Consider the following 23,163-nt stretch of genomic DNA (forward strand, 5'->3'; position numbering starts at 1 on the left):
GGAACGAAGGCTACCGTGATGTGATGCCCGAACTACCGGAGGTGGAGGCGCTCGCGGGGTACCTGCGTGAGCGTGCCGTGGGGCGACGCGTCGACCGGGTCGAGGTCGCCGCGATCAGCGCCCTGAAGACGTACGACCCGGCGCCCACTGCGGTGTCGGGCCGGGCGGTGGCCGACGCCCGGCGGCACGGCAAGTTCCTCGACGTGATCTTCGACGGTGACCTGCACCTGGTGGTGCACCTGGCCCGCGCCGGCTGGCTGCACTACCGGGAGGCGTTCCCGTCCACCACCCCGCTGCGCCCCGGCAAGGGCCCGATCGCCCTGCGGGTACGCCTCGACGACGGCTCCGGGTTCGACCTCACCGAGGCGGGCACCCAGAAGAAGCTCGCCGCCTACCTGGTGACCGACCCGGCGCAGGTCCCCGGGGTCGCCAAGCTCGGGCCGGACGCGCTCGACGCCGACCTGGCCACCTTCACCGAACGGCTGCGCAGCCGACGCGGGCAGGTCAAGGGGGTGCTGACCGACCAGGCGGTGCTCGCCGGTGTCGGCAACGCGTACTCCGACGAGATCCTGCACGCGGCGAAGCTGTCCCCGTTCGCGATCACCGACCGGCTCACCGACGACCAGCTCGCCACCCTGCACGCCGCCACCCGGACGGTGCTCGGCGACGCGGTACGCCGCTCGGCCGGGCACCGGGCGGCGGAGCTGAAGGGTGAGAAGCGTTCCGGGCTGAAGGTGCACGCCCGCACCGGACTGCCCTGCCCGGTCTGTGGCGACACGGTACGGGAAGTGTCGTTCGCCGACTCCAGCCTCCAGTACTGCCCGACGTGCCAGACCGGGGGCAAACCGCTCGCTGACCGTCGGTTGTCCCGCCTCGTACGCTGAGTCACATCGCGCCATTGTTACGGAGAGGTATCGTCCCTGGCGCGCGGAACGTCCCCGTCCGCGCTCTACCCCGGTGGCCGTCCATCGGTATAGTGGCTCGGTCCCCGGCTTCGAAAACTGACGTGAAGTCGGCCGGTTCCCCGTCGGCAGCGCCAGACGCAAAGCCCCCCCGGCTCCGCGTTTGACCCGCTGCCAGCGTGGGAGACTGGAACGGTGGGCGACCCGGGCCCCTCACGGCGAGTGAGCGGCGCGTGTCATGCGGGAGGACATGGGTTGAGGTGACGACAAGCCTCCAGCGCCCGGTAACCAACACAGGCCGGAGCAAACTCGTGCGGCACGTGGACAGCTTCGAGATCCAGCCGCCGACACCGCCGTCACACAACGGGGTGCCCCGGTCGGCGTGGGCCCGCGCCCGCCGCCGGGTGTCCCGCTGGCACCGCCCGTACATCGTCGCGCTGCTGCTGCTCGACTTCGCCGCGGCGGCGCTGGCGAGTTTCCTCGCCATCCAGATCTTCGACCAGGCGGCCTCCGGCTTCTACGGCGTGAAGGAGAACCCGACCTGGTTCCACACGGTCGCGTTCGGTCTGCTGCCGCTCGGCTGGGTGGTCATCCTCTGGGGAAACCGGGCATACGACCGCCGCTACCTGGGGCTGGGGCCGGACGAGTACAAGCGGGTCATCCGGGCCGGCGTCGCGGTCGCCGCGACGGTCTCGTTCCTCGCCTTCGCCACCGTCACGCAGCTCTCCCGGTGGACCGTGGGCTTCGCGCTCCTCGGTGCGCTGGTGCTGGTGCTGGTCGGGCGGATGACGGCCCGGTTCGTGCTGCACCGCATCCGGGGTCGGGCCGGGCACGCCGGGCACCGGATGGTGCTGGTGGGCACCCTGCCGGAGTGCCTGGAGGTCTACGTCGCGGTCACCCGCAACCCGAGCGCCGGCCTGGTGCCGGTTGCCATCCACATCACCGACGGGTACGCCGCCGCCCGGGGCATCCAGACCCCCGTCCCGGTGTACGCCGGGCGGGACGTGCTGGCCCTGGTGCGGGAGGTCGGCGGGGACACCATCGCGGTCTGCGGCTCGGCCAGCGCCGAACCGGGTGAGCTGCGCCGGCTGGCCTGGCAGCTGGAGGGCTCCGGCGTCGACCTGGTGGTCGCCCCGCAGCTCACCGACATCGCCGGCCCCCGGGTGCACATCCGCCCCATCGAGGGCCTGCCGCTGCTGCACGTGGAGGAGCCGACCCTGTCCGGGCCGGCGCTGCTGGCCAAGAACCTGATGGACCGGGTCGCCGCCGGGCTGGGCCTGCTGCTGCTCGTCCCGGTCTTCCTCGCCATCGGGCTGGCCATCCGGCTCTCCGACCCCGGGCCGGTCTTCTTCCGCCAGCCCCGGGTGGGCCACGAGGGGCGGACCTTCCGGGTGTGGAAGTTCCGCACCATGTACGTCAACGCCGAGGAGCGGCTGGCCGGTCTGGTCGACCAGAACGAGACCGACGGCATGCTGTTCAAGATGAAGCAGGACCCCCGGGTGTTCCCGGTGGGCCGCTTCCTGCGGGCCTCCTCGCTGGACGAGCTACCCCAGCTGATCAACGTGCTGTGGGGGGAGATGTCGCTGGTGGGGCCGCGTCCGCTGCCCGCCGACGACGGCGACTTCCTCGGCGACGTACGGCGGCGGCTACTGGTCCGGCCGGGGATGACCGGGCTGTGGCAGGTGTCCGGCCGTTCCGACCTGTCCTGGGACGAGGCGGTCCGGCTCGACCTGTACTACGTCGACAACTGGTCGCTGGCGTACGACCTGAGCATCCTGTGGCGCACGGTGGGTGTGGTGCTGGCCCGCAAGGGCGCGTACTGAACCCCTTGGCGTGGCGGGCCGGACAGGCCAGGATCGCGGGGTGGGTGGCAACCTCTCCGCCGTGGTCGGCGTCGTCTCGCTGGTGACCGCGCTCGCCGCCGCGCTCTGGGCGGCGCTGCGGCTGCGCGGTCGACGGGGCATCGCCACCGCCACCCAACGGGCCACCTACGAGGTGCTGCACACCGCCGGGCTGGCCGCCGAGCCGCTGCGCACCGGCCTGCACCCGGCGGGCGCGGCGAAGGCCGTACGCCACCTGCGGGCCCTGGTGGGGGCGGCCGGACTGGCGTTGACGGACGCCGACACGCTGCTCGCCCTCGACGGGCGCGGCGGGCACCACGGCGGGCAACTGCTCGCGGCGGCCCGGCGGGTGGCCGAGACCGGCCGGTCTACGGTGCTGGGCGAGTCGGAGCTGCACTGCGACCGGGTGGACTGTCTGGTCCGGGGGGCGGTGGTGGCCCCGCTGTCGGCCGACGGTCGGGTGGTCGGGGCGCTCGTCGCGGTGGCCGACGGGCCGCCCGCGCCGGGCCTGGTGCAGGCCACCCTGGAGACCGCGCACTGGGCCGGCAACCAGCTCTCGCTGGCCGAGCTGGACTCGTCCCGGGAGCGGCTGGCCCGCGCCGAGGTCCGGGCGTTGCGGGCGCAGATCAGCCCGCACTTCATCTACAACGCGTTGACCGCGATCGGGTCGTTCGTGCGCACCGACCCGGAACGGGCCCGGGAGCTGATCCTGGAGTTCGCCGAGTTCACCAGGTACTCGTTCCGGGCGCACGGGGAGTTCACCACCCTCGCCGAGGAGTTGCGTTCCATCGATCGTTACCTGACCATCGAACGGGCCCGGTTCGGTGACCGGTTGCAGGTGCGGTTGCAGATCGCCCCGGAGGTGCTGCCGGTGACCCTGCCGTTCCTGTGCCTGCAACCGTTGGTGGAGAACGCGGTAAGACACGGGTTGTCGCGCAAGCCCGGTACCGGCATGGTGAGCATCGAGGCCCGGGACGCGGGTGCCGAGTGTCACATCACGGTGGAGGACGACGGAGTGGGGATGGACCCGGCCACGCTGACCGCGGGGATCGCCGAGCTGACCCGGGCCGGCAGCGACCCGACCGACGACCCGGGCCAGCACGTCGGCCTCTCCAACGTCGACGAGCGGCTCCGCTCGGTCTTCGGCGACGGGTTCGGCCTGGTCGTCGAGACGGGCCCCGGTTCGGGTACGAAGGTGAGCCTGCGGATTCCGAAGTTCCACCCGGGCGTACGGGCCGGCGCGTGAGCGAGCGGGGCGGCGCGGTGAACGCCTCCGGGTTCCTGCGGGTGCTGGCGGTCGACGACGAGCCTCCGGCGCTCGACGAGTTGGCGTACCACCTGCGGGCCGATCCCCGGGTGGCCCGGCTGCACACGGCCGGTGACGCCACCGAGGCGCTGCGGGTGCTGCGGGACACCGACGTGGACGTGGTCTTCCTGGACATCCGGATGCCCGGACTGGACGGCATGGAACTGGCCCGGGTGCTGCGCCGGTTCGCCCGGCCGCCCGCGATCGTCTTCGTCACCGCGTACGACGACGGCGCGGTCGACGCGTTCGACCTGGGCGCCACCGACTACGTCCGCAAGCCGGTACGCGCCGAACGGCTCGCCGAGTCGCTGCGCCGGGTGATGGGCTCCCGGGTGGTGCCGTCGCACCCGGCGGCGCTGGCCCGCGCCGAGGAGGACCCGACGATCCCGGTGGAGCTGGCCGGGACGACCCGGATGCTGCCCCGCTCGGCGGTGCGCTGGGTGGAGGCGCAGGGTGACTACGCGCGGCTGCACACCGCCGACGGGTCGCACCTGGTCCGGGTGTCGCTGGCCACGCTCGCCGAGCGTTGGGCGGACGCGGGTTTCGTGCGCATCCACCGGTCGTACCTGGTGCAGTTGCGGCTGATCGCGGAGCTGCGCCTGGTCAACTCGGGGTACGTGGTGCTGATCGACGCCGCCGAGCTGCCGGTGAGCCGCCGGCACACCCGGGAGCTGAAGGACAAGCTGGTCCGCGCCGCCAAACAGGACTGGAACCGCTGACCCGGGTGCGGCCATGATCGTCGCGCCGGCGGCTGATCGTCGCAATGTCGGCGACGTTGCGGTGACCGGGTGCCCGGATGCCGCAACATCGGCCCCCTGGCATGAACGGCGAAGGGCGCCCCGACCGAGGCCGGGACGCCCTTCGCCGCGTCGCGGGTCAGCGCGGGGAGGGAGCGCCGACGCCGGAGTCGGTCACCTTGAGCCTGCTGCCGGGGGTCGTGGCCCGGCTCGTGGGCGGAGTAGCCGTACCCGGGTAGACCCAGAGCGTGCCGACGACGTCGGCGACCACGTGGGTGTTACCCGAGTGGTTGTAGACGTTGAAGCCCTGCGTGGGACCGAGGATGCCCAGCACCGCGTTGGAGACGGTCTGCCCGGCGGCCGGGTTGAGGTTGCTCGCCGTGGGCCGGGTCATCGCCGAGTCGGCCGGCCACACCGTGAGCACGGTGTTGCTGGTCGGGGTGACCGCGGTGACGTTCATCGCGAGCACCTGCGTGCTGGGGGTCAGCATGCTCGCCGGTGCGGTGACCTTGCCGACCGCGGTCGGCCCGAGCACGCTCGGCAGGCCCTGGCCGATCCGGCTGTCCGCGATCCGGGTCGGCGACATCGGCGTGAACCGCAGGCCGTCCGGAACGGTGCCGTCGTCGATCACGCCCACCACGTCCACCACCAGGTGGGTGGTCTGCGAGGTGTAGATCGCGAACTGCGGTGCCCGCTTGCCGCCGCACTCGGTGCACTCGACGGTCTCGACGATGGCGAGGTTCGGCACCACCTTGCCCGCCGGGTAGTTGACCGTGGACGCGCTCGGCACGTCCCCCTGCCCGTTCCAGGCCGTCAGGTAGCCGGCCTTGCGGGGCGAGACGGCGGTGATGTTGACGACCAGCGCCCTGACGTTGGCGTTGACGCTGCCGAAGCTGAGCCAACTCTCCATGTAGTAGTTGGCGGGCAGGGGAGCGCCGTCGTCCCGGGTGTCGTAGAGCCGGAACGGCTTGATCCACTGGTACTGGCCGCCCGACCCCCGGCTGGAGAGCGAGTTGTTCCCGGCCCAGACGCCCGTCACGTCGACCACGACGTCCGTCGACCCGGCGTGGTTGTAGACCGACACCTTGCCGCCCGAGCCCACCTTGACGGTGACGCTGTTCGAGCCGAGCCACGACTTCGCGAAGTTGATCGAGGACGCGGTCGGACGGCTCTGGCCGGCGGGGTAGAGGGTCAGGAAGCTCCCCGCCGTCGGGCCGACGACCGTCACGTTCAGCACGACGGAGCCGACACCGCTGCTCGGCACCCCGCCCCGACCGGTGACCTGGAGGTCGACCTTCTTACCCGGGCCGATCTTGGCCTTGGGCGCGCCCAACCCGGAACGGGTGTCCATCAGGCGCTTCGGCGCCAGCGGGTAGTAGCTGCCGGTGACGCCCCGGAAGCCCTCCACGGCCAACTGCACCCGCCGGGTGCCGGAGGCGCTGTCATCGGCGAGCAGCAGGCTCGCCTGCTGCACACCCTCCCTGGTCGGGTTGGCCGCGACCGAGACCGTGCAGGTCTGCCCCGGGGTCAGCGTCCGGCCGGTGCAGTCCGAGCCGAGCAGCGCGAACGCCTCGGGCGTCGGACCACCGAGGCTGGCCGCCCCGAAGGTGACCGGGGCGCTGCCGACGGACCGGAAGGTCACCGTCCGGGCCGCGCTGGGCACCGCGATCTCCTGGTAGTTGAAGCTGACCGGGTTGGGCTCGCCGTGCGCGACCGCATAGTCCACTGACGAGTTCCAGCGCAGCTCACCGCTGACCGTGCCGGTGTAGTAGGTGCTGTCCCGGCAGCTGTACTCGTAGGCGGCGGCGAACGCGTCGACCCGGCCGGTGTCACCGTCCCGCTCGGCCTGCCGGACCTTGATCCATCCGCTGACGTGGCCGCAGCCGCGCCCGTCGGAGGCCAGGTCCATGGCGGCGGTGCCGCCGTCGCCCTGCCAGGTCGCCTGGTAGGTCTGACCGGCGGTCCACTGCTCGCCGGCCGGCGGCTGGATGCTGAGCCGCACGTAGGAGCCGGCCCGGTTGGTATCGACCGCCAACCGGTCGTTGCTCTGCGCGACCACGGAGATGGTGGAGTTGTCGCGGTCGAAGACGTCGGACCGGTTGATCGGATAGCCGCCGGTCTGGTCGCCGACGTCGACGGTGAGGACCGTGTACGGCGCGGTCGGCGCGGCCAGCGCCATTCCCGGCAGTACGGCCAGCGCACAGGCCCCGGCAACGCTCATGCCGAGTAGAGCGCGAAAAATGCGCATGCATTACCCCGTGAAGAAGGAAGAGTGATTGTGGACCACACACTATGGGCGGTGATCACGAGCGGCAAGGCCGTATCGACGGAATGCCAAGAAAGGGCATTGCGCCCTTACCGGATCGACGACCGGCACGTGAGCCGGGCCTCCGACGGAACCACCGTCCCATTCGCGGAAACGCGAGAGCGCCCCGACCGTGTGGTCGGGGCGCTCTGCGGTGACGGCTGACGGTCCGCCGTCGTGGCTGCTGCCGGTCAGCTCCGGTTCGAGCCCGGAACCGCGCTCGGCTTGGCCTTGCCGCCCTTCAGCGACGCGGCCGACTTGGCCGTGGCCGCCTCCGGGTAGTAGAACGTGCCCACCACGTCGGCGACCAGGTGCGTGCTGCCGGACAGGTTGTTGACGTTGAACGCGTAGTTCGGGCCGATGACACCGAGCACGCCGTTGGAGACGACCTGGCCCGCGTACGGGTTCAGGTTGCTGGTGTCGGGCTTGCCGACGCCGTCGAAGTCGGCCGGCCAGGTGGTGATGACCGTGTTGTTGGTCGGGGTGACGGCGGTGACGTTCATCGCCAGCACATCGGTGTCGGGCGTGACCAGCTCGGCCGGGGCGGTCACCTTGCGGGTGCCGCCCGCCGGGATGGCACCGGAGATGCCCAGGTTGGAGCGGCTGTCCACGATCCGGGTCGGGCTCAGCGGGGCGAACCGCATGCCGTACGGGGAGTCGCCGTCGTCGACCACGCCGACCAGGTCGACCAGGACGTGCGCCGCCTGCGAGGTGTAGATGCTGAACTTCGGCGCACCCGGGATGCACCACTCGTTCTGCTCGGTGCCGGTGCAGGGGGTGGTCTGCACGAAGGTCAGGTTCGGCACGTTCTTGCCGGCGAGGTAGTTCACCGTCGAGGCGCCCGGCCGGGTGCCCTTGCCGGACCACGCGGTGAGGAAGCCGGACTTGGCCGGCGACACCGCGGTGACGTTCAGGACGAACGACTTGACGTGCGGGTTGTAGTCCCCGAAGTCGAGCGAGTATTCCAGCACCTGACCGGCCGGGGGCTTGCCCTCCGGGTCCTCCCGGCTGTCCCAGTACCGCATCGGCAGGTACCACTCGTACTGGCCGCCGGCCCGGTTGGTGAGGCTGTTGTCGCCCGCGTAGAAGCCGACCACGTCGACGATCACGTCGGTCGAGCCGCTGTTGTTGTAGACCGAGACCTTGCCACCGGAGCCGAGCTTCACGGTGACGTTGTTGGAGCCCAGCCAGCCCTTGGCGAAGTTCACCGAGGAGGCGGTGGGGCGGGACTCACCCGTCGGGTAGGCGGTGAGGAAGCTGGCGGCGCTGGGACCGGTGACGGTCACGTTCAGCACGACCGCGCCGACGCCGCTGGCCGGTACGCCACCACGGCCGGCGACCTGGAGGTCGACCTTCTTGCCGGCGCCGATCTTGCCGACCGGGGCGCCGGTGCCGTTGCGGGTGTCCAGCAGCCGGGCCGGGGAGACCGGGTAGTAGGCGCCGGTCACGTCGTCGAGGGCTGCCGCCTTCTGCAGCGGCGCGGAGACGGGAGCCGCGGAGGCCGTACCCGGCACCACGGCGAGTGCACATGCTCCGGCGAGACCGACGCCGAGGAGAGTGCGAATTTTGCGCATAGAGACCCCGTGTTCGAAGAGGAAGGGATTGGCTGCCCCAGCGTAGGGGCCTGGGTCAATGCCGGCAAGGCCGTTACAGATGATCTCCGGGTGACGTTCCGGTGAGGACGAATCAGACGTAACGCCATGGTGGTCGCCGGGTCGCCCACCGTCATCCACAGGCCGGTCGCGTTGTCCACAGGTTGTCCACACCCCCGGTGGACGACACTTGACATTCAGGTGGGGCGGACGAGACTGCCCGGGTGACCGCCGACCACCACCCCGAACCACCATCGGTGGACCCGGGGCCGCCGGCCGTCCGGTCGACCGGACGGGTACGGATCGTGCTGGCCGGCGTCTCCCGCCGGGACACCCGGGCCGCCCACACCCGCACCGAGTTGACCCAGCAGACCCGGGTCGGTGAGGCGCTGGTCCGGGGCCTGGTCCGGGCACAGCTCACCCTCGCCCTGCGGCTGAGCCTGCTGGTGCTCATCGGGTTGGGCGGGCTGCCCTGGCTGTTCGCCATCGCACCCCCGGTCGCCCGGGTCACCGTGCTCGGCGTCAACCTGCCCTGGCTGCTGCTCGGGGTGGTCTCGTTCCCCTTCCTCATCGCCGTCGGCTGGGCGTACGTGCGGCTCGCCGAACGCAACGAACAGGACTTCGTCGACCTCGTCCAGCGACCGGAACGCTGAGATGGGCAACGGGTACGTCGTACCGGCGATCGTCGCGGTCACCCTGATCACCGTCGGCATCGGCTTCTACGGACTGCGCCTGGCCCGGACCACCTCCGACTTCCTGGTGGCCTCCCGGACGGTCAGTCCGACCTGGAACGCCGCCGCCATCGGCGGGGAGTACCTGTCGGCGGCGAGCTTCCTCGGCATCGCCGGGCTGGTCCTCAAGTACGGCGTCGACGTGCTCTGGTACCCGGTCGGTTTCGCCGCCGGGTACCTGGCGCTGCTGCTCTTCGTCGCCGCGCCGCTGCGCCGCTCCGGGGCGTTCACCCTGCCCGACTTCTGCGAGCTGCGGCTCGGTTCCCGCCGGCTGCGCACCCTGGCCACCGTCTTCGTCATCTTCATCGGCTGGCTCTACCTGGTGCCGCAGTTGCAGGGCGCCGGGCTGACGCTGGCCACGGTGGCCGGCTCGCCGTACCCGGTGGGGGCGTTGCTGGTCGCCGCGGTGGTCACCGCCAACGTGGCGTTGGGCGGGATGCGGGCGATCACCTTCGTGCAGGCGTTCCAGTACTGGCTGAAGTTGACCGCGCTCGCCGTACCCGCGATCTTCCTGGCCCTGCAGTGGCAGGCCGACGCCCGCCCGGCGGTGACCCCGCCCGACGGGCCGGCGTTCCGCACCGCCACCACCGTCGTGGTCGAGCACCGCGCGGCCCTCACCTTCCCCGACGGCACCATCCGTGAGGTACGCCCCGGCGACGAGCTGAGCTTCGCCGCCGGTGACCCGGTGCCCGAGGTGTCCGGGGTCGCCACCGGGGCCACCGACTGGCTGCTGCCCAGCGCCGCCGGGGACGACGACCGGGGTCTGTTCGCCACCTACTCGCTGATCCTGGCGACCTTCCTCGGCACCATGGGACTGCCGCACGTGCTCGTGCGCTTCTACACCAACCCCGACGGCGCGTCGGCCCGGCGGACCACCCTGGTGGTGCTGGCCATGGTCGGCGTCTTCTATCTGCTGCCCACGCTGTACGGCGTACTCGGTCGGATCTACACCCCGCAACTGCTGGTCAGCGGGCAGACCGACGCGGTGGTGGTGCTGCTTCCCGAGGCGGCGCTCGGTGACGGCGTCACCGGGCGGCTGCTCTCCGCCCTGGTCGCCGCCGGGGCGTTCGCCGCCTTCCTGTCCACCTCGTCCGGGCTGCTCACCAGCGTCGCCGGGGTGATCTCCACCGACGTGCTGGGGCACGGCTCGGTTCGCGGCTTCCGGCTGGCCACGGTGATCGCCGGCGGGGTGCCTGCGGTGCTCGCGCTGAACGTCTCCGGGCTGGACGTCTCCCAGGTGGTCGGGCTGGCCTTCGCGGTCGCCGCGTCCAGCTTCTGCCCGCTGCTGGTGCTCGGCATCTGGTGGCGCGGCCTGACCGATCTCGGCGCGGCGGCCGGGGTGCTGGTCGGCGGCGGCGCGGCTATCGGCGCGGTGCTGGTCACCGTGCTCGGGCCGCCGCTGACCGGCTGGCCGGCGACCCTCACCACCCAGCCCGCCGCCTGGACGGTGCCGCTGGCCTTCACCGTGATGATCGCGGTGTCGATGGCGACCCGACGCCGCACCCCGGTCGACGTCGGCGCCACCATGCTCCGCCTGCACGCACCCGAGTCGCTCCGTTCCTGACGGTTCGTCCCGGTCGGCCGGTATCGCGGTCGGCGTCCTCCCGGAACCACCCCCGCCCGGTCGTCCGCCTGCGGGATGATCCGGGATCGTCCCCTGGCGGGAGCGGCTCCTCGCCCGGCCCGGATACGGTCGGGACATGACTGGTGAACACCCTGCGCTGGCACTCCGTGGCCTGGCCAAGCAGTTCGACGGCAAGGTGGCGGTCGCCGGGGTGGACCTGGCCGTCCCCGCCGGCTCGTTCTACGGCCTGCTCGGCCCCAACGGCGCCGGCAAGACCACCACCCTGTCGATGGCCGTCGGACTGCTCCGGCCCGACCACGGCCAGGCCTGGGTGCTCGGGCACGACGTCTGGGGTGACCCAGTCGAGGCGAAACGGCTGCTCGGCGTCATGCCCGACGGCGTACGGCTGTTCGACCGGCTCAGCGGCGCGGAGCTGCTGGCGTACCACGGTCTGCTGCGCGGCATGGACCCGGCGGTGGTCGACCAGCGGGCGGCGGAACTGCTCGACGTGCTGGCCCTCACCGACGCCGGCCGGACCCTGGTGGTCGACTACTCCGCCGGGATGAAGAAGAAGATCGGCCTGGCCTGCGCGCTGCTGCACGGCCCCCGGCTGCTCGTGCTCGACGAGCCGTTCGAGGCGGTCGACCCGGTGTCGGCGGCGCTGATCCGCGACATTCTGCACCGGTACGTGGTCGGCGGCGGGACGGTCGTCTTCTCCAGCCACGTGATGGAGGTCGTCGAGCGGCTCTGCTCACACGTGGCGATCCTCGCCGAGGGCACCATCAAGCGGGTCGGCACCCTCGCCGAGGTACGCGGCGACCGCTCCCTGGAGGACGTCTTCGTCGAGGTCGTCGGCGGCCGGACGGCGACCGGTGAGGAGCTGGCGTGGCTGTCCCGGTGACCGCGCCCGCGCCCCCCACTCGGGTCCGCGCGGTCTCCCCCCGCCACTTCGTCCGGCTCAAGCTACGGGTGATGGGCAACAACTTCCGGGGCCAGGGCTGGCGGATCGCCCTGTTCGTGACCGGCGTGCTGGTCGGGCTCTGGTTCGCGGCCGGCGGCTTCCTCATGTTCGCCGCCCCCGGCTTCGCCGACGAACCCCGGTACGCGGTGATGGCCGCCGCGTTCGGCGGCGGGATGCTGGTGCTCGGCTGGCTGCTGCTGCCACTCGTCTTCTTCGGCGTCGACGAGACCCTCGACCCGGCCCGGTTCGCCCTGCTGCCACTGTCCCGCCGCACCCTGGTCACCGGGCTGTTCGCGGCGGCCCTGGTCAGCGTCCCGGTGTTCGCGGTGCTGGTCGCGGTCACCGGGCTGGTGGTCAGCGCCGCGCTGCTCGGCGGCGCGGTCGCCGGGGTCGTCGCCGCCGTCGGCGTGGTCGCCGGGGTGCTGCTCTGCGTCGCCGCCAGCCGCGCGGTGACCAGCGCGTTCGCCACCATGCTGCGGTCCCGCCGGGTACGCGACCTGGCCGCCGTGCTGCTCGCCGTGGTCGCCGCGTCGCTCGGCCCGTTGCAGCTCGTGGTGCTGGCCGCAGTCCGCACCGCCGACTGGGACCGGCTGGTCGGGGTGGCCCGGATCGTCGGCTGGACCCCGTTCGGCGCACCCTGGACGATCGGCTTGGACGTGGCCGAGGGCCGGGCCTGGGCCGTCCCGGTCAAGCTGCTGATCACCGGGGTCGCCATCGGGGCGCTGCTGCTCTGGTGGTCCCGGTCGCTGGAGTCGGCGATGGTCGGCGCGGCGAGCGCCGCCCCGACCAAGGCCCGCCAGGCACCGACCGGCGGCGCGGTCGCCCAACTCTTCCCCCGGGCGGTCGGCTGGGCCCGTCGGGACCGGTTCGGCGCTCTGGTGGCCCGCGAGTGCCGCTACTGGTGGCGGGACGCCCGACGACGGGCCAACCTGATCACCATCGCGGTGGTCGGGATCTTCGTCCCGGTGATGGTCAACCTCGGTGGCGCCGGATTCGCCGTCGGCGAGGACGGCTTCGAGGCCACCGGGGACCCGTCGCCGGTGCTGCTCAGCATCTCGATGCTCTTCGTCGGCGTGCTCGCCTCGGTGACCCTGGCCAACCAGTTCGGCTTCGACGGCAGCGCCTACGCGGCCAACGTCGTGGCCGGGGTGCCGGGTCGGCTGGAGCTGCGCGCCCGGATGACCGCCTTCTCCGTGTACGTGGTGCCGATGCTCGGCGTCGTCTCCCTGATCATCAGCGGGGTGCTCGGCCGGCCGGAATGGTTCGGGGTGGCGGCGGGCGCGCTGCTCGCCTCGTACGGGGTGGGATTGGCGATCAACGGGTTCATCTCGGTGCTCGGGGCGTACTCGCTGCCGGAGACGAGCAACCCGTTCGCGATGAACGGTGGTTCCGGGGTCGCCAAGAGCATGCTCACCCTGCTGTCCATGGTCGGCTCGGCGGCTGCCGCCGTACCGATGGTGGTGGCCGCCGGGCTGCTCGGCGACGTCTGGCTCTGGCTGGCCCTGCCGGTCGGGGCGGCGTACGGGGTGGGGGCGGCGCTGCTCGGGGCGTACCTGGCCGGGGACGTGCTGGACCGCCGGATGCCGGAGCTGCTGTCGACCGTGACCCCCCGCCGCTGATGCCCGTCGTCGAGGCGGTCACCACCGTCGCGGTCCCGCCGGAGGTGGCGTTCGCGGTGTCGCAGACCGTCGCGCCGGTGCGCTACCGGTGGGACCCGTTCGTCCGCGAGCAGCACTTCGTCGACGGGGCCACCCGGCCCGGCAAGGGGGTGCGTACCTTCACCCGCTCCCGGCACGGCCTGGCGATGGTCAGCGAGTACGTCTCCTTCGCCCCGCCGACGAACGTCGGGATGAAGATGGTGCGCGGCCCGTGGTTCTTCGAGATGTTCGCCGGTGGCTGGCGGTTCGCCCCCGCACCCGAACCGGGCCACACGGTCGCCACCTGGCGGTACAGCTTCCGCTGCCGGCCGGCCTTCCTGCGGCCGGTCGCCGACCGGGTCGGCGTCTGGCTGCTCACCCGGGACATCCGTCGTCGGATCGCCGGTTACGCGGCCGGCTGCGCCGACCCGCAGGTGCTGGCCGCCGCCCGTGCCGCCCTGTCCGACGGGCCGGACGGCACACCCCGGGAGGTGGACCTCAGCTCTCGGGGTGCTGACCCCGCCCCTCGGGATGCAGCGGTCGACGACGCGGGACCACCCTCCGGTAGCTGATCCGCCAGCCCGCCGCCGGCCGCCGCGCGCCGGCCGTACCCGCCGGGGGCTGTACCTCGACCCGACGGACCACGTCCTCGTAGACCACGGTGCCCACCGGGCCGTCGACCGGCACGCCGAGCCCCTTCGAGCGGACCCGGACGGTGCCGTCGGCGTCCTCACTGACCACGACGTTGGTCACGTGGTGGCCAAGCGGGTTCCCGTCGCCCAGGGTCCGCGCCGCCTCAGCGAACGCCGCGTACCCCCGCAGTACGCCGAACCCGTAGGCGGTGACGTCGTAGGCGAAGTCGTCGGTGAACAGCTCGGACAACCGGTCGAACGCCCCGTCGTCCATCAGGTGGCCGTGCAGCGCGACGAGTTCGTGGATCGCCAGCCGGTCATCGGCGCTCAGCGGCACACCCGTGGTCCCTCCAGCCGGGCGGCGGTTCCCGCCGAGGTGACGAAGGAACGCCAGGTGTCGGGGGTGAAGTGGAGCGTCGGGCCACAGCGGTCCTTGCTGTCCCGGACCAGCACCACCCCGGGCAGATTGTCCGCCACCTCGACACAGTTACCGGAGTCGTCGGAACGCGACGAGGTCCGCCAGCATGGCTCGTCAGAGGTCATGGGGTCACCTTCAGCTTGTTGACCAGATCGAGCGAGGCCCGCTCGGCCAGCGCCTCACCCAACAGACTCTCCCACTTGCGCAGCATCAGTCGAATCCATTCCGGATGGTCCGCGATCTGCCCCCGGGCGGTGTTGTCCAGACACAGGACCTGCTCGCTCCCAGGCAGTTCCGCCAGCACGAACCCGCCGCCCAGCGAGACGTGCGCGCCGGCATCGAGCGGCAGCACGTGGAGCCGCACATGGGGCAGCTCAGCGGCCTCCAGCAGCCGTCCCAACTGCCGATCCATCACCGCCGGCCCACCGATCGACCGCCGCAGTGCGCTCTCGTCGATGACAAAGACACATTCGGGTGGGTCGTCCCGGCTCAGTACCGCCTGTCGGCTCATCCGGAGCGCGAGCAGTCCCTCGACCCGCTCGTCCCGCTGGAGCCCGCCGGCCGAGAAGATGGCCCGCGCGTAGTCCTCGGTCTGGAGCAGCCCGGGTACCAGACACGGCTCGAAGTTACGCAGCCGAACCGCTTGGGCCTCGTAGCTCTGCCAGGGCAGGAACCATGACGGTGCCCGCTCCCCCTCGTGGTCGGTGAGGAGGCCGGCGAGGAGACCGCCGGTGCCGAGGGCTTCGTCGGCCGCCACGGCGAACTCCATGGTCGGTCGGCGGCGACCGGTCTCGATCGCGGCGATCAACGACGGGCTCCACTTGACGAGGCCGGCCAGGCCCTCCTGGGACACCCCGGCACCGGCTCTGGCCGCCTTCAACGCCCGAACCCACATCTCGAAGTTCATCACTCACCTATCCGGTAAGTACGCGAACGCGCTCCGTAGTAACCGCTGGCATCCTCCCCTGCGCGGGCTGCCGCGTCCAGGGTGGAGGGCACGCGGCCCGGTCGATGGAGGCAGCGTCCCGGCGACCGGTCCTGCGCGGGTCGCCCCGGCCACCTCCGGCCGGGGCGGCCTCCACCCCGCGAAGGAGGCTTCCGTGCCGCAGCCACGTCGCTGGCCCGCCCGGTCGAGACCATTGATCCCGTCCGGCAACGTTTGTCGCTCGCAGCACCGCACCGGCCACGGCCACTCGCACTCCCCGCGCGAGGCGGCCCGGATCTTGGCGGGAAACGGCCCCCAGGGAGGCCGGAACTTTCCAAGATCCTTCCTGGCGCATCCGGGATGTCGGCGCGGCGAGGGGCGGGGCAGATGGTGAGGCGGTTCGTGCCGCATGTGGCGATGCGGCCGTTGTGGCGCTGCCGGGCCTGTGGCGCACCCTGGCCCTGCCAGCCGGCCCGGCTCACGTTGCTGGACGAGTACCGGGGCCAGCGGACCGCCCTACTGGTCTACCTGGGCACGCTGATGGTGGAGGCCGGCGACCAATTCGGCCAGCTCACCGGCCACGTCCGGCCCGCCGACCTGCACGAACGCTTCCTCGGCTGGGCCCGCGCCCGCCCGGCGGGGAGTTCCGAAGATCATCTACGCGGGAGCGGCACCGAACCGGCGCGCCCTGGTCGCCCCGGCGTAGACGATCATGGAAGCTCGGCCGACTCTCGCCCCGACCGGGCAACGCGGGACGGGGCGGGGGCCACAATGTTTCACGTGAATCCAGAACCGGGTGCCGAGATCCACCACACCGACCCGTTCGCGGTGCCGACCGGGCAACGCTCGCCGGCCCGTCGGCTGCGGGGGCGGCTCGCCGCGCCGGTGACGCTCTGGACCGCTCCCGGCCCGGCCGGACTGACCGTGTCGTCAACCCTGGTCGCCGAGGGCGAGCCGGACCGGCTGCTCGGCCTGGTCGACCCCGAGGCCGACCTGTGGACGGCGATCGAGGACGCCGGCCGGTTCGCGGTGGCCCCGCTCGGGCCGTCCCACCGGCAGCTCGCGGACCGGTTCGCCGGGCTCTTCCCCTCGCCGGGCGGGCTGTTCGCCACCGACGCGTGGACCGACACGCCCTACGGGCCGGTGCCCGCCGACGCCGGGAGCTGGGCCGGCTGCCGCCTGGACACCGCCCGGGAGTACGGCTGGGCCCTCCTCGTCGAGGCGACCATCGAGACGGTCGAGATCGTCGCCGACACCCCGCCCCTCCTGCACCACCGGGGCCGCTACCACCAGCTTCCCTGACCAGCCCCGCCCGTGCGGGGCTGGGGTGGCGTCGCAATGTCACCGATATAGCGGCATCCTGGCCGGCGGATACCGCAACTCCGGCCCAGGAGGCTGGATCAACATGCGGTCACGCCGGTGAGCGGGGTGACGTGGGTCACTGGGCGCAGGTGGGGGACCGTTCGGCGCAGGGGACTGCCGGGATCGATCTGCACCTTTTCTCGCAGGCAGGCCGCTCTCTACGGTGCGCGAAACTCCCGATGCCTGTGAAGGTGGTGATCCACAGATGTCCACGGACACACCCACGCCCGCCCCGGCCGACTCGGCGGCGGAGCGTTATCTGGCCGTACAACGGTCGGACGAGTTCGTCGGGTTGCGCCGCGCGCTGCGCAGCTTCGTCTTCCCGATGACCGTCGCGTTCTTCCTGTGGTACGCGCTCTACGTGATCCTCTCCGCCTACGCGCGGGACTTCATGGGCACGAAGCTCTTCGGCAGCAACATCAACGTGGCGCTGATCTTCGGGCTGCTCCAGTTCGTCTCGACGTTCCTCATCGCCTGGCTCTACTCCCGGTACGCCGACCGCAAGCTCGACCCGACGGCCGACCGCATCCGCGCCGAGATCGGGGAGGTGAACCGTGAACACGGTCCTCGCGGTTGAGGCGGGCGGCGGCACCGCCCGCAACCTGACCATCACCCTGTTCCTGGTGTTCGTGGCGGTGACGCTGGCGATCACGATCTGGGCCAGCCGGCAGACCAAGACGGCCACCGACTTCTACGCCGGCGGCCGGTCGTTCTCCGGTTTCCAGAACGGCATGGCGATCGGCGGCGACTACATGTCGGCCGCGTCGTTCCTCGGCATCGCCGGCATCATCGCCCTGTACGGCTACGACGGCTTCCTCTACTCCATCGGCTTCCTGGTCGCCTGGCTGGTGGCGCTGCTGCTGGTGGCGGAACTGCTGCGCAACTCGGGCCGCTACACGATGGCCGACGTGCTGGCGTTCCGGATGCGTCAGCGCCCGGTGCGTACCGCAGCGGCGGTCTCCACCATCACCGTGTCGATCTTCTATCTGCTGGCCCAGATGGTGGGCGCGGGCGCCCTGGTCGCGCTGCTGCTGGGGATCAAGCCGGGCACGACGTTCCTGGGCATGGACGCCGACACCGCCAAGGTGGCCACCATCATCATGGTCGGTGCCCTGATGATCATCTACGTGACCGTGGGCGGCATGAAGGGCACCACGTACGTCCAGATCGTCAAGGCGTTCCTGCTGATGACCGGCGCGCTGGTGATGACCGTGCTGGTGCTGGCGAAGTACAACTTCAACCTGTCGGCGCTGCTCGGTGACGCCGCCGCCACGTCGGGCAAGGGCAGCGCGTTCCTCGAACCCGGGCTCCGGTACGGCGTCGAGGTGGCCGGCAACTCGACCCAGACCTTCTACAACAAGATGGACCTGCTGTCGCTGGGCATCGCCCTGGTGCTCGGCACCGCCGGCCTGCCGCACATCCTGATCCGCTTCTACACGGTGCCGACCGCCAAGGCGGCCCGCAAGAGCGTGCTCTGGGCGATCGGCATCATCGGCACCTTCTACCTGTTGACCCTGGCCCTGGGCTTCGGTGCGGCGGCGCTGGTCGGCGGCAAGGAGATCGTCGCGCAGGACAAGGCCGGCAACACCGCCGCGCCGCAGCTCGCCGAGGAACTGGGCAAGACCTTCCTCGGCGGCGACCTGGGTGGGGCGACCCTGTTGGCGATCATCGCGGCGGTGGCGTTCGCGACCATCCTGGCGGTGGTCGCCGGCCTGACCCTGGCCTCATCCTCCAGCCTGGCGCACGACTTCTACGCCAACGTGGTCAAGAAGGGGCAGACCTCCGAACGCCAGGAGGTCCGGGTGGCCCGGATATCGGCCCTGGTCATCGGCGCGGTCTCGATCGCCCTGTCGATCTACGCGCAGAGCCTGAACGTGGCCTTCCTGGTGGCGTTGGCGTTCGCGGTGGCCGCGTCGGGCAACCTGCCGGCGATCCTCTACAGCCTGTTCTGGAAGCGGTTCAACACCTCGGGCGCGGTCTGGGCGATCTACGGCGGCCTGGTCTCGGCCGTGTTCCTGGTGTTCTTCTCGCCTGTCGTCTCCGGGGCACCCACCTCGATGTTCCCGGACCACGACTGGCAGTGGTTCCCGCTGTCCAACCCGGGCCTGCTGTCCATCCCGTTCGGGTTCCTCTGCGGCTGGCTCGGCACGGTGATCTCCAAGGAACACGACGAGGACAAGTACGCCGAGTTGGAGGTACGTGCCCTCACCGGCGCGGGCGCGCACTGAACGACCGGCACCACGGGCCCCCGACGCGACCGCTCGCGTCGGGGGCCCACCCGTCGGTCACCCCGGGGAGTCGTCAACCGGGCGGGGACGGGCGCAGGACGAGGCGCGCCCGGCCTCGGGTCGACCGGGCCCCGGGCAGCAGGGAGAAGTAGGCTGGCCGCCATGAAGGTTGCCCAGCGGTTCGGAAACGGTCACCGCGTCCTGGTCACCGGCGGTGCCGGGTTCGTGCCGTCACACCTGGCGGACGCCCTGGTCGAGCGCGGGTGCACGGTGGTCGCACTGGACAACTTCGTCACCGGTTCCAAGGACAACGTCGCGCACCTGGCCGAGCACCCCCGGTTCACCCTGGTCGAGGCGGACATCTCCGACGGCCTGCCCACCCACCACCCGGCCCTGGCACAGCGGTTCGACGCGATCATGCACATGGCGTCCCCGGCCAGCCCGACCGACTTCGCGAAGCTGCCGGTGGAGATCCTCCGGGTCGGGTCGGTGGGCACCCTGCACCTGCTCGACCGCGCGGTCGCCGACGACGCCCGGTTCCTGATGGCCTCCACCTCCGAGGCGTACGGGGACCCGAAGGAACACCCGCAGCGGGAGACGTACTGGGGCAACGTCAACCCGATCGGGGTGCGCAGCGTCTACGACGAGGCGAAGCGCTTCTCCGAGGCGGCCACCATGGGTTACCACCGCAGCCGGGGGCTGGACGCGGCGATCGTCCGGATCTTCAACACGTACGGCCCGCGGATGCGCCCGGACGACGGCCGGGCGATCCCCACCTTCATCTCCCAGGCGCTGCGCGGCGAGCCGATCACCGTGCACGGCACCGGTGACCAGACCCGGTCGATCTGTTACGTCGACGACCTGGTGCGCGGCATCCTGCTGCTGCTCGACTCGACGCAGACCGGCCCGATCAACTGCGGCACCGAACACGAGATGTCGATGCGGCAACTCGCCGAGACGATCGTGTCACTCTCCGGCAGCACGTCACAGGTGACCTACGTCACCCGCAGCGCGGACGACCCGGAGATGCGCCGTCCCGACCTGACCCTCGCCCGGGACCTGCTGGGATACCAGCCGGAGGTCTCGCCCGAGGAGGGCCTGCGACGCACCATCGACCATTTCCGCGACCGGCTAGGGTAGCTCCCCCGCGCCACGCGGGACGGCCGGCGGGCTTCACATTCAGCGAACGCTCGACCCGCCTACGTACGCTGAAACGCATGTCAGCGACCTCGTCAGCCGGCGCCTCGCTCCCTTACCTGCACCGCGGCGCGGGCCGGGCCTCGGTGCCCGGCACCGACCGGGGCCCCACCGGGCGCGCCCGGGCGTCCGACGCGCAGTGGTACCCGTCGCACCAGGAGAGTCAGCCCCGGTCGGGCGGGCCGGGCGGGCCCGGCACACCCTCGGGGCCGGGCGGGCCGGGCAACTACGGCCGGCGTGGACCGCGCCCGCGCTGGGGGCGGATCGCCCTGGTGGCCGGTGTGACGGTGCTGGTGGTGGCGCTGCTCGGCGGGATCGGAGCCTGGTTCTACACCCGCAACCTCAACGAGGACCTGGCCCGCACCGACCCGTTCTCGGAGATCACCGGTGGCCGGCCGGCGAAGGCGGTCGACGGGGCGCTCAACATCCTGCTGGTCGGCACGGACTCGCGGGACCCGGACGCGGCGGTCGACAAGCCGGGCGAGTGGCGGGCGGACACGCTGATCGTCATGCACATCCCGGCCGACCACAAGTCGGCCTACCTGGTCTCCGTCCCGCGTGACCTGTACGTGCCGATCCCCGAGAACGCGGGCGCGGCCTGCGACTCCGGTCAGCGCGCCAAGATCAACGCTGCGTTCGCCTTCGGTGGCCTGCCGCTTGCGGTACGCACCGTGGAGTGTTTCACCGACGTCCGGATCGACAACGTGATGGCGATCGACTTCGGCGGCTTCAAGGAGGTCACCGACGCGCTCGGCGGGGTCGACCTGAAGGTGGAGCGGAGCATCACCTCGATCCACAAGCCGTACCGGAAGTTCACCAAGGGCACCATGCACATGGACGGCGCGACGGCCCTGGACTGGATCCGCCAGCGCAAGCAGTTCCCCCAGGGCGACTTCGCCCGGATGCGCCACCAGCAGGAGTTCCTGCGGGCGCTGATGGACAAGGCGGCCAGCACGGGCACGCTGACCAACCCCAAGAAGTTGAACGCGTTCCTCAAGTCGGTGACCGCCGCGGTGACCGTCGACAACGACTTCTCCCTCGGCGACATGGCCATCCAGTTCCGCAACCTGCGCGGGGAGAACCTGACCTTCCTCACCAGCCCGAACAGCGGCAGCGACACCATCAACGGGGAGTCGGTGGTGGTCTCCGACCGGGAGAGGGCGCTGGCGATGTACAAGGCGATGTCCGCCGACACGATGGCGGACTGGGTGGCGGCCGACAAGAAGGCGGACGCCGGCAACGGCAACTGAGACGTCGCCCGGCGGGGGCGGGCGGTCACGGCCCGCCCCCGTGTGTCCGACAGATTTCGACGAACATCATCAGAGGTCATTTCCGGAACGCTTGATCATCGGACGCCAACGGCCATCCGGTCGCATCGATTCGCCCGAACGGATGAATCATGGGGCTAAAGGTCAGGTTGTCTGGGATTTGTGCGTGTGACGACCTCGCCTTGCCGGGAAGCGGTACGTAAAGTGGTCCCGCCCCCCGATCACGCGAGCTGGAGCACGCATGCCGGTTCAGACCAGCCCCCGCCCATCGCCGCCGAGCGCCGACCCCTACCGGGCGTCGGCCGCCGTCCCGTCAGCGGGCGGTCGCGGCGGTCGGCCCTCCACCACGGCCCGCAAGCGCGCCCGGCGCAAGGACCCGCTCTGGGCGCGGCTGACCGTGGTCTTCGGCGCGGTGCTGATGCTGACCAGCGGTGTGGCGATCGTGGGCAGCAAGGCGCTGATCAGTCAGGCGACCGGCAACATCGCCCAGCGCAACCTGCTCGGCGGGGCGGGCAAGACCGAGGCCGAGGGCGGCGCCAACCTCGACGGCCCGATCGACATGCTGCTGCTCGGCGTGGACGCCCGGGAGCGCTGGGCCGCCGACGACGTCCGCTCGGACAGCATCATCGTGCTGCACATCCCGGCCAGCCACGACCAGGCGTACCTGGTCTCGATCCCCCGGGACACCGAGGCGCAGATCCCGCCGTTCAAGAAGAGCGGGTTCAAGGGCGGCACCGACAAGATCAACGCGGCGTTCCAGGCCGGCGCGCGCAACGGCGGCGGCTGGGAGGGCGGCGCGCAGCTGATGGCCCAGACCATCAAGAACATGACCGGGGTCAGCTTCGATGGGGCCGCGATCATCAACTTCGGTGGCTTCAAGAACGTCATCGACACCCTCGGCACGGTGCGCATCTGCGTCAGCCACGAGGTGAAGTCGCACCACATGATGATGGTCGACGGCAAGCAGATGTGGAATGCGGACGCCAAGAAGACCGGCCGGCCGATGACCCCGGTGGTCTACAAGAAGGGCTGCCGGGAGATGAACGGCCTCCAGGCGCTCGACTACTCGCGGCAGCGCTACGGCCTGCCGAACAGCGACTACGACCGGCAGCAGAACCAGCAGCAGCTGATCAAGGCGATGGCCCGCAAGGCCACCGACAAGGGCATGATGACCAACCCGGTCAAGGTCAACCAGCTGATCAAGGCGGCCGGTAAGGCGTTCATCCTGGACACCGGGGGCGTGCCGGTGGCCGACCTGGTGTTCACCATGCGCGGGGTCACCGCCAACGAGTTGACCATGCTGCGGACCAACGGCGGCACGTTCAACGGCAACGCCAACAACCGCGAGGCGCTCAGCCAGCAGACGCTGGACATGTTCCAGGCGATCAAGGAAGACAAGCTCGGCGAGTTCGTGTACGCCAACCCGAGCGTGCTGTCCACCCGGAAGTGACCGGTCGGTAGTCGCGGCGAACCGGCCCGGGAGCCGGTCGGCCCACCGTAGCCTGACGTGAGAGATATTCACGTTGCGGCCACGGGGAGGATGTCACGGCCAGGTCA

Annotated in this window: 20 protein-coding genes; 15 read left to right on the top strand and 5 right to left on the bottom strand. The window is 71.3% G+C overall.

The features are described from left to right. Positions 1-23 precede the first annotated feature (23 nt). From JQX11_RS14160 to JQX11_RS14175, 4 genes are all read left to right on the top strand, one after another. Positions 24-884: an Fpg/Nei family DNA glycosylase gene (locus tag JQX11_RS14160; RefSeq protein WP_088643573.1), complete on the top strand. Its 861-nt coding sequence runs from the start codon at positions 24-26 to the stop codon at positions 882-884. Positions 885-1,213: 329 nt separating this feature from the next. Continuing rightward, positions 1,214-2,725 carry a sugar transferase gene (locus JQX11_RS14165; protein ID WP_204925440.1) on the top strand — a complete coding sequence of 504 codons (1,512 nt, stop codon included), beginning with the start codon at positions 1,214-1,216 and terminating at the stop codon, positions 2,723-2,725. Between the two features lie 40 nt (positions 2,726-2,765). Continuing rightward, positions 2,766-3,989, top strand: a complete 1,224-nt coding sequence (locus tag JQX11_RS14170) for a sensor histidine kinase (protein WP_204925441.1) — start codon at positions 2,766-2,768, stop codon at positions 3,987-3,989. Positions 3,990-4,006: 17 nt separating this feature from the next. Next, positions 4,007-4,768 carry a LytR/AlgR family response regulator transcription factor gene (locus JQX11_RS14175; protein WP_088643667.1) on the top strand — a complete coding sequence of 254 codons (762 nt, stop codon included), beginning with the start codon at positions 4,007-4,009 and terminating at the stop codon, positions 4,766-4,768. 157 nt (positions 4,769-4,925) lie between these two features. Here the strand turns inward: JQX11_RS14175 and JQX11_RS14180 are convergent, their stop codons facing one another. Further along, positions 4,926-7,007 carry a choice-of-anchor D domain-containing protein gene (locus tag JQX11_RS14180; RefSeq protein WP_204925442.1) on the bottom strand — a complete coding sequence of 694 codons (2,082 nt, stop codon included), beginning with the start codon at positions 7,005-7,007 and terminating at the stop codon, positions 4,926-4,928. A gap of 275 nt (positions 7,008-7,282) precedes the next feature. Further along, a complete protein-coding gene (locus JQX11_RS14185) occupies positions 7,283-8,665 on the bottom strand; it encodes a hypothetical protein (RefSeq protein ID WP_204925443.1) in 1,383 nt (460 codons plus the stop codon). Between the two features lie 275 nt (positions 8,666-8,940). Between JQX11_RS14185 and JQX11_RS14190 the strand changes: the two genes are divergently transcribed. From JQX11_RS14190 to JQX11_RS14210, 5 genes are all read left to right on the top strand, one after another. Next, a complete protein-coding gene (locus JQX11_RS14190) occupies positions 8,941-9,336 on the top strand; it encodes a hypothetical protein (RefSeq protein WP_204925635.1) in 396 nt (131 codons plus the stop codon). Position 9,337: 1 nt separating this feature from the next. Next, entirely contained in the window at positions 9,338-10,978 is a 1,641-nt protein-coding gene (locus tag JQX11_RS14195; RefSeq protein ID WP_204925444.1) for a sodium/solute symporter, read from the top strand. 136 nt (positions 10,979-11,114) lie between these two features. After that, complete coding sequence (locus JQX11_RS14200) at positions 11,115-11,879, top strand: ABC transporter ATP-binding protein (RefSeq protein WP_204925445.1); 765 nt, start codon at positions 11,115-11,117, stop codon at positions 11,877-11,879. Beyond that, entirely contained in the window at positions 11,864-13,558 is a 1,695-nt protein-coding gene (locus JQX11_RS14205; protein ID WP_204925446.1) for an ABC transporter permease, read from the top strand. Before JQX11_RS14200 ends, JQX11_RS14205 begins: the two co-directional genes overlap by 16 nt. Continuing rightward, entirely contained in the window at positions 13,558-14,148 is a 591-nt protein-coding gene (locus JQX11_RS14210) for an SRPBCC family protein (RefSeq protein ID WP_232377852.1), read from the top strand. The genes JQX11_RS14205 and JQX11_RS14210 overlap by 1 nt, the downstream gene beginning before the upstream one ends. Here JQX11_RS14210 and JQX11_RS14215 read toward each other — a convergent pair. Genes JQX11_RS14215 through JQX11_RS14225 form a run of 3 tightly spaced genes read right to left on the bottom strand, consistent with a single transcriptional unit; the run spans position 14,075 to position 15,533 of the window. Continuing rightward, positions 14,075-14,545, bottom strand: a complete 471-nt coding sequence (locus tag JQX11_RS14215) for a nuclear transport factor 2 family protein (RefSeq protein WP_204925447.1) — start codon at positions 14,543-14,545, stop codon at positions 14,075-14,077. The genes JQX11_RS14210 and JQX11_RS14215 overlap by 74 nt on opposite strands. Continuing rightward, entirely contained in the window at positions 14,536-14,751 is a 216-nt protein-coding gene (locus JQX11_RS14220) for a DUF397 domain-containing protein (RefSeq protein ID WP_204925448.1), read from the bottom strand. The genes JQX11_RS14215 and JQX11_RS14220 overlap by 10 nt, the downstream gene beginning before the upstream one ends. Beyond that, positions 14,748-15,533, bottom strand: a complete 786-nt coding sequence (locus tag JQX11_RS14225; protein WP_204925449.1) for a helix-turn-helix domain-containing protein — start codon at positions 15,531-15,533, stop codon at positions 14,748-14,750. The genes JQX11_RS14220 and JQX11_RS14225 overlap by 4 nt, the downstream gene beginning before the upstream one ends. A 558-nt stretch (positions 15,534-16,091) precedes the next feature. Between JQX11_RS14225 and JQX11_RS14230 the strand changes: the two genes are divergently transcribed. The 6 genes from JQX11_RS14230 (at position 16,092) to JQX11_RS14255 (ending at position 23,056) form a co-directional block, all read left to right on the top strand. Then, positions 16,092-16,853, top strand: coding sequence for a flavin reductase family protein (locus JQX11_RS14230; protein ID WP_372444594.1), 762 nt, complete (start codon positions 16,092-16,094; stop codon positions 16,851-16,853). A 265-nt stretch (positions 16,854-17,118) separates the two neighbouring features. Continuing rightward, positions 17,119-17,490, top strand: coding sequence for a DUF485 domain-containing protein (locus JQX11_RS14235; RefSeq protein ID WP_088643583.1), 372 nt, complete (start codon positions 17,119-17,121; stop codon positions 17,488-17,490). Then, positions 17,468-19,141, top strand: a complete 1,674-nt coding sequence (locus tag JQX11_RS14240; protein ID WP_204925450.1) for a monocarboxylic acid transporter — start codon at positions 17,468-17,470, stop codon at positions 19,139-19,141. The genes JQX11_RS14235 and JQX11_RS14240 overlap by 23 nt, the downstream gene beginning before the upstream one ends. Before the next feature lie 162 nt (positions 19,142-19,303). After that, positions 19,304-20,281: a GDP-mannose 4,6-dehydratase gene (locus tag JQX11_RS14245; protein WP_204925451.1), complete on the top strand. Its 978-nt coding sequence runs from the start codon at positions 19,304-19,306 to the stop codon at positions 20,279-20,281. A 77-nt stretch (positions 20,282-20,358) separates the two neighbouring features. Beyond that, positions 20,359-21,588 (top strand): LCP family protein, encoded by a 1,230-nt coding sequence (locus JQX11_RS14250; RefSeq protein WP_204925452.1) that lies wholly within the window; start codon positions 20,359-20,361, stop codon positions 21,586-21,588. Between the two features lie 259 nt (positions 21,589-21,847). Next, positions 21,848-23,056 carry an LCP family protein gene (locus JQX11_RS14255; RefSeq protein WP_204925453.1) on the top strand — a complete coding sequence of 403 codons (1,209 nt, stop codon included), beginning with the start codon at positions 21,848-21,850 and terminating at the stop codon, positions 23,054-23,056. Positions 23,057-23,163: the final 107 nt, after the last annotated feature.

Source organism: Micromonospora humida, from assembly GCF_016901255.1.
Taxonomy (GTDB): Bacteria; Actinomycetota; Actinomycetes; order Mycobacteriales; family Micromonosporaceae; genus Micromonospora; species Micromonospora wenchangensis.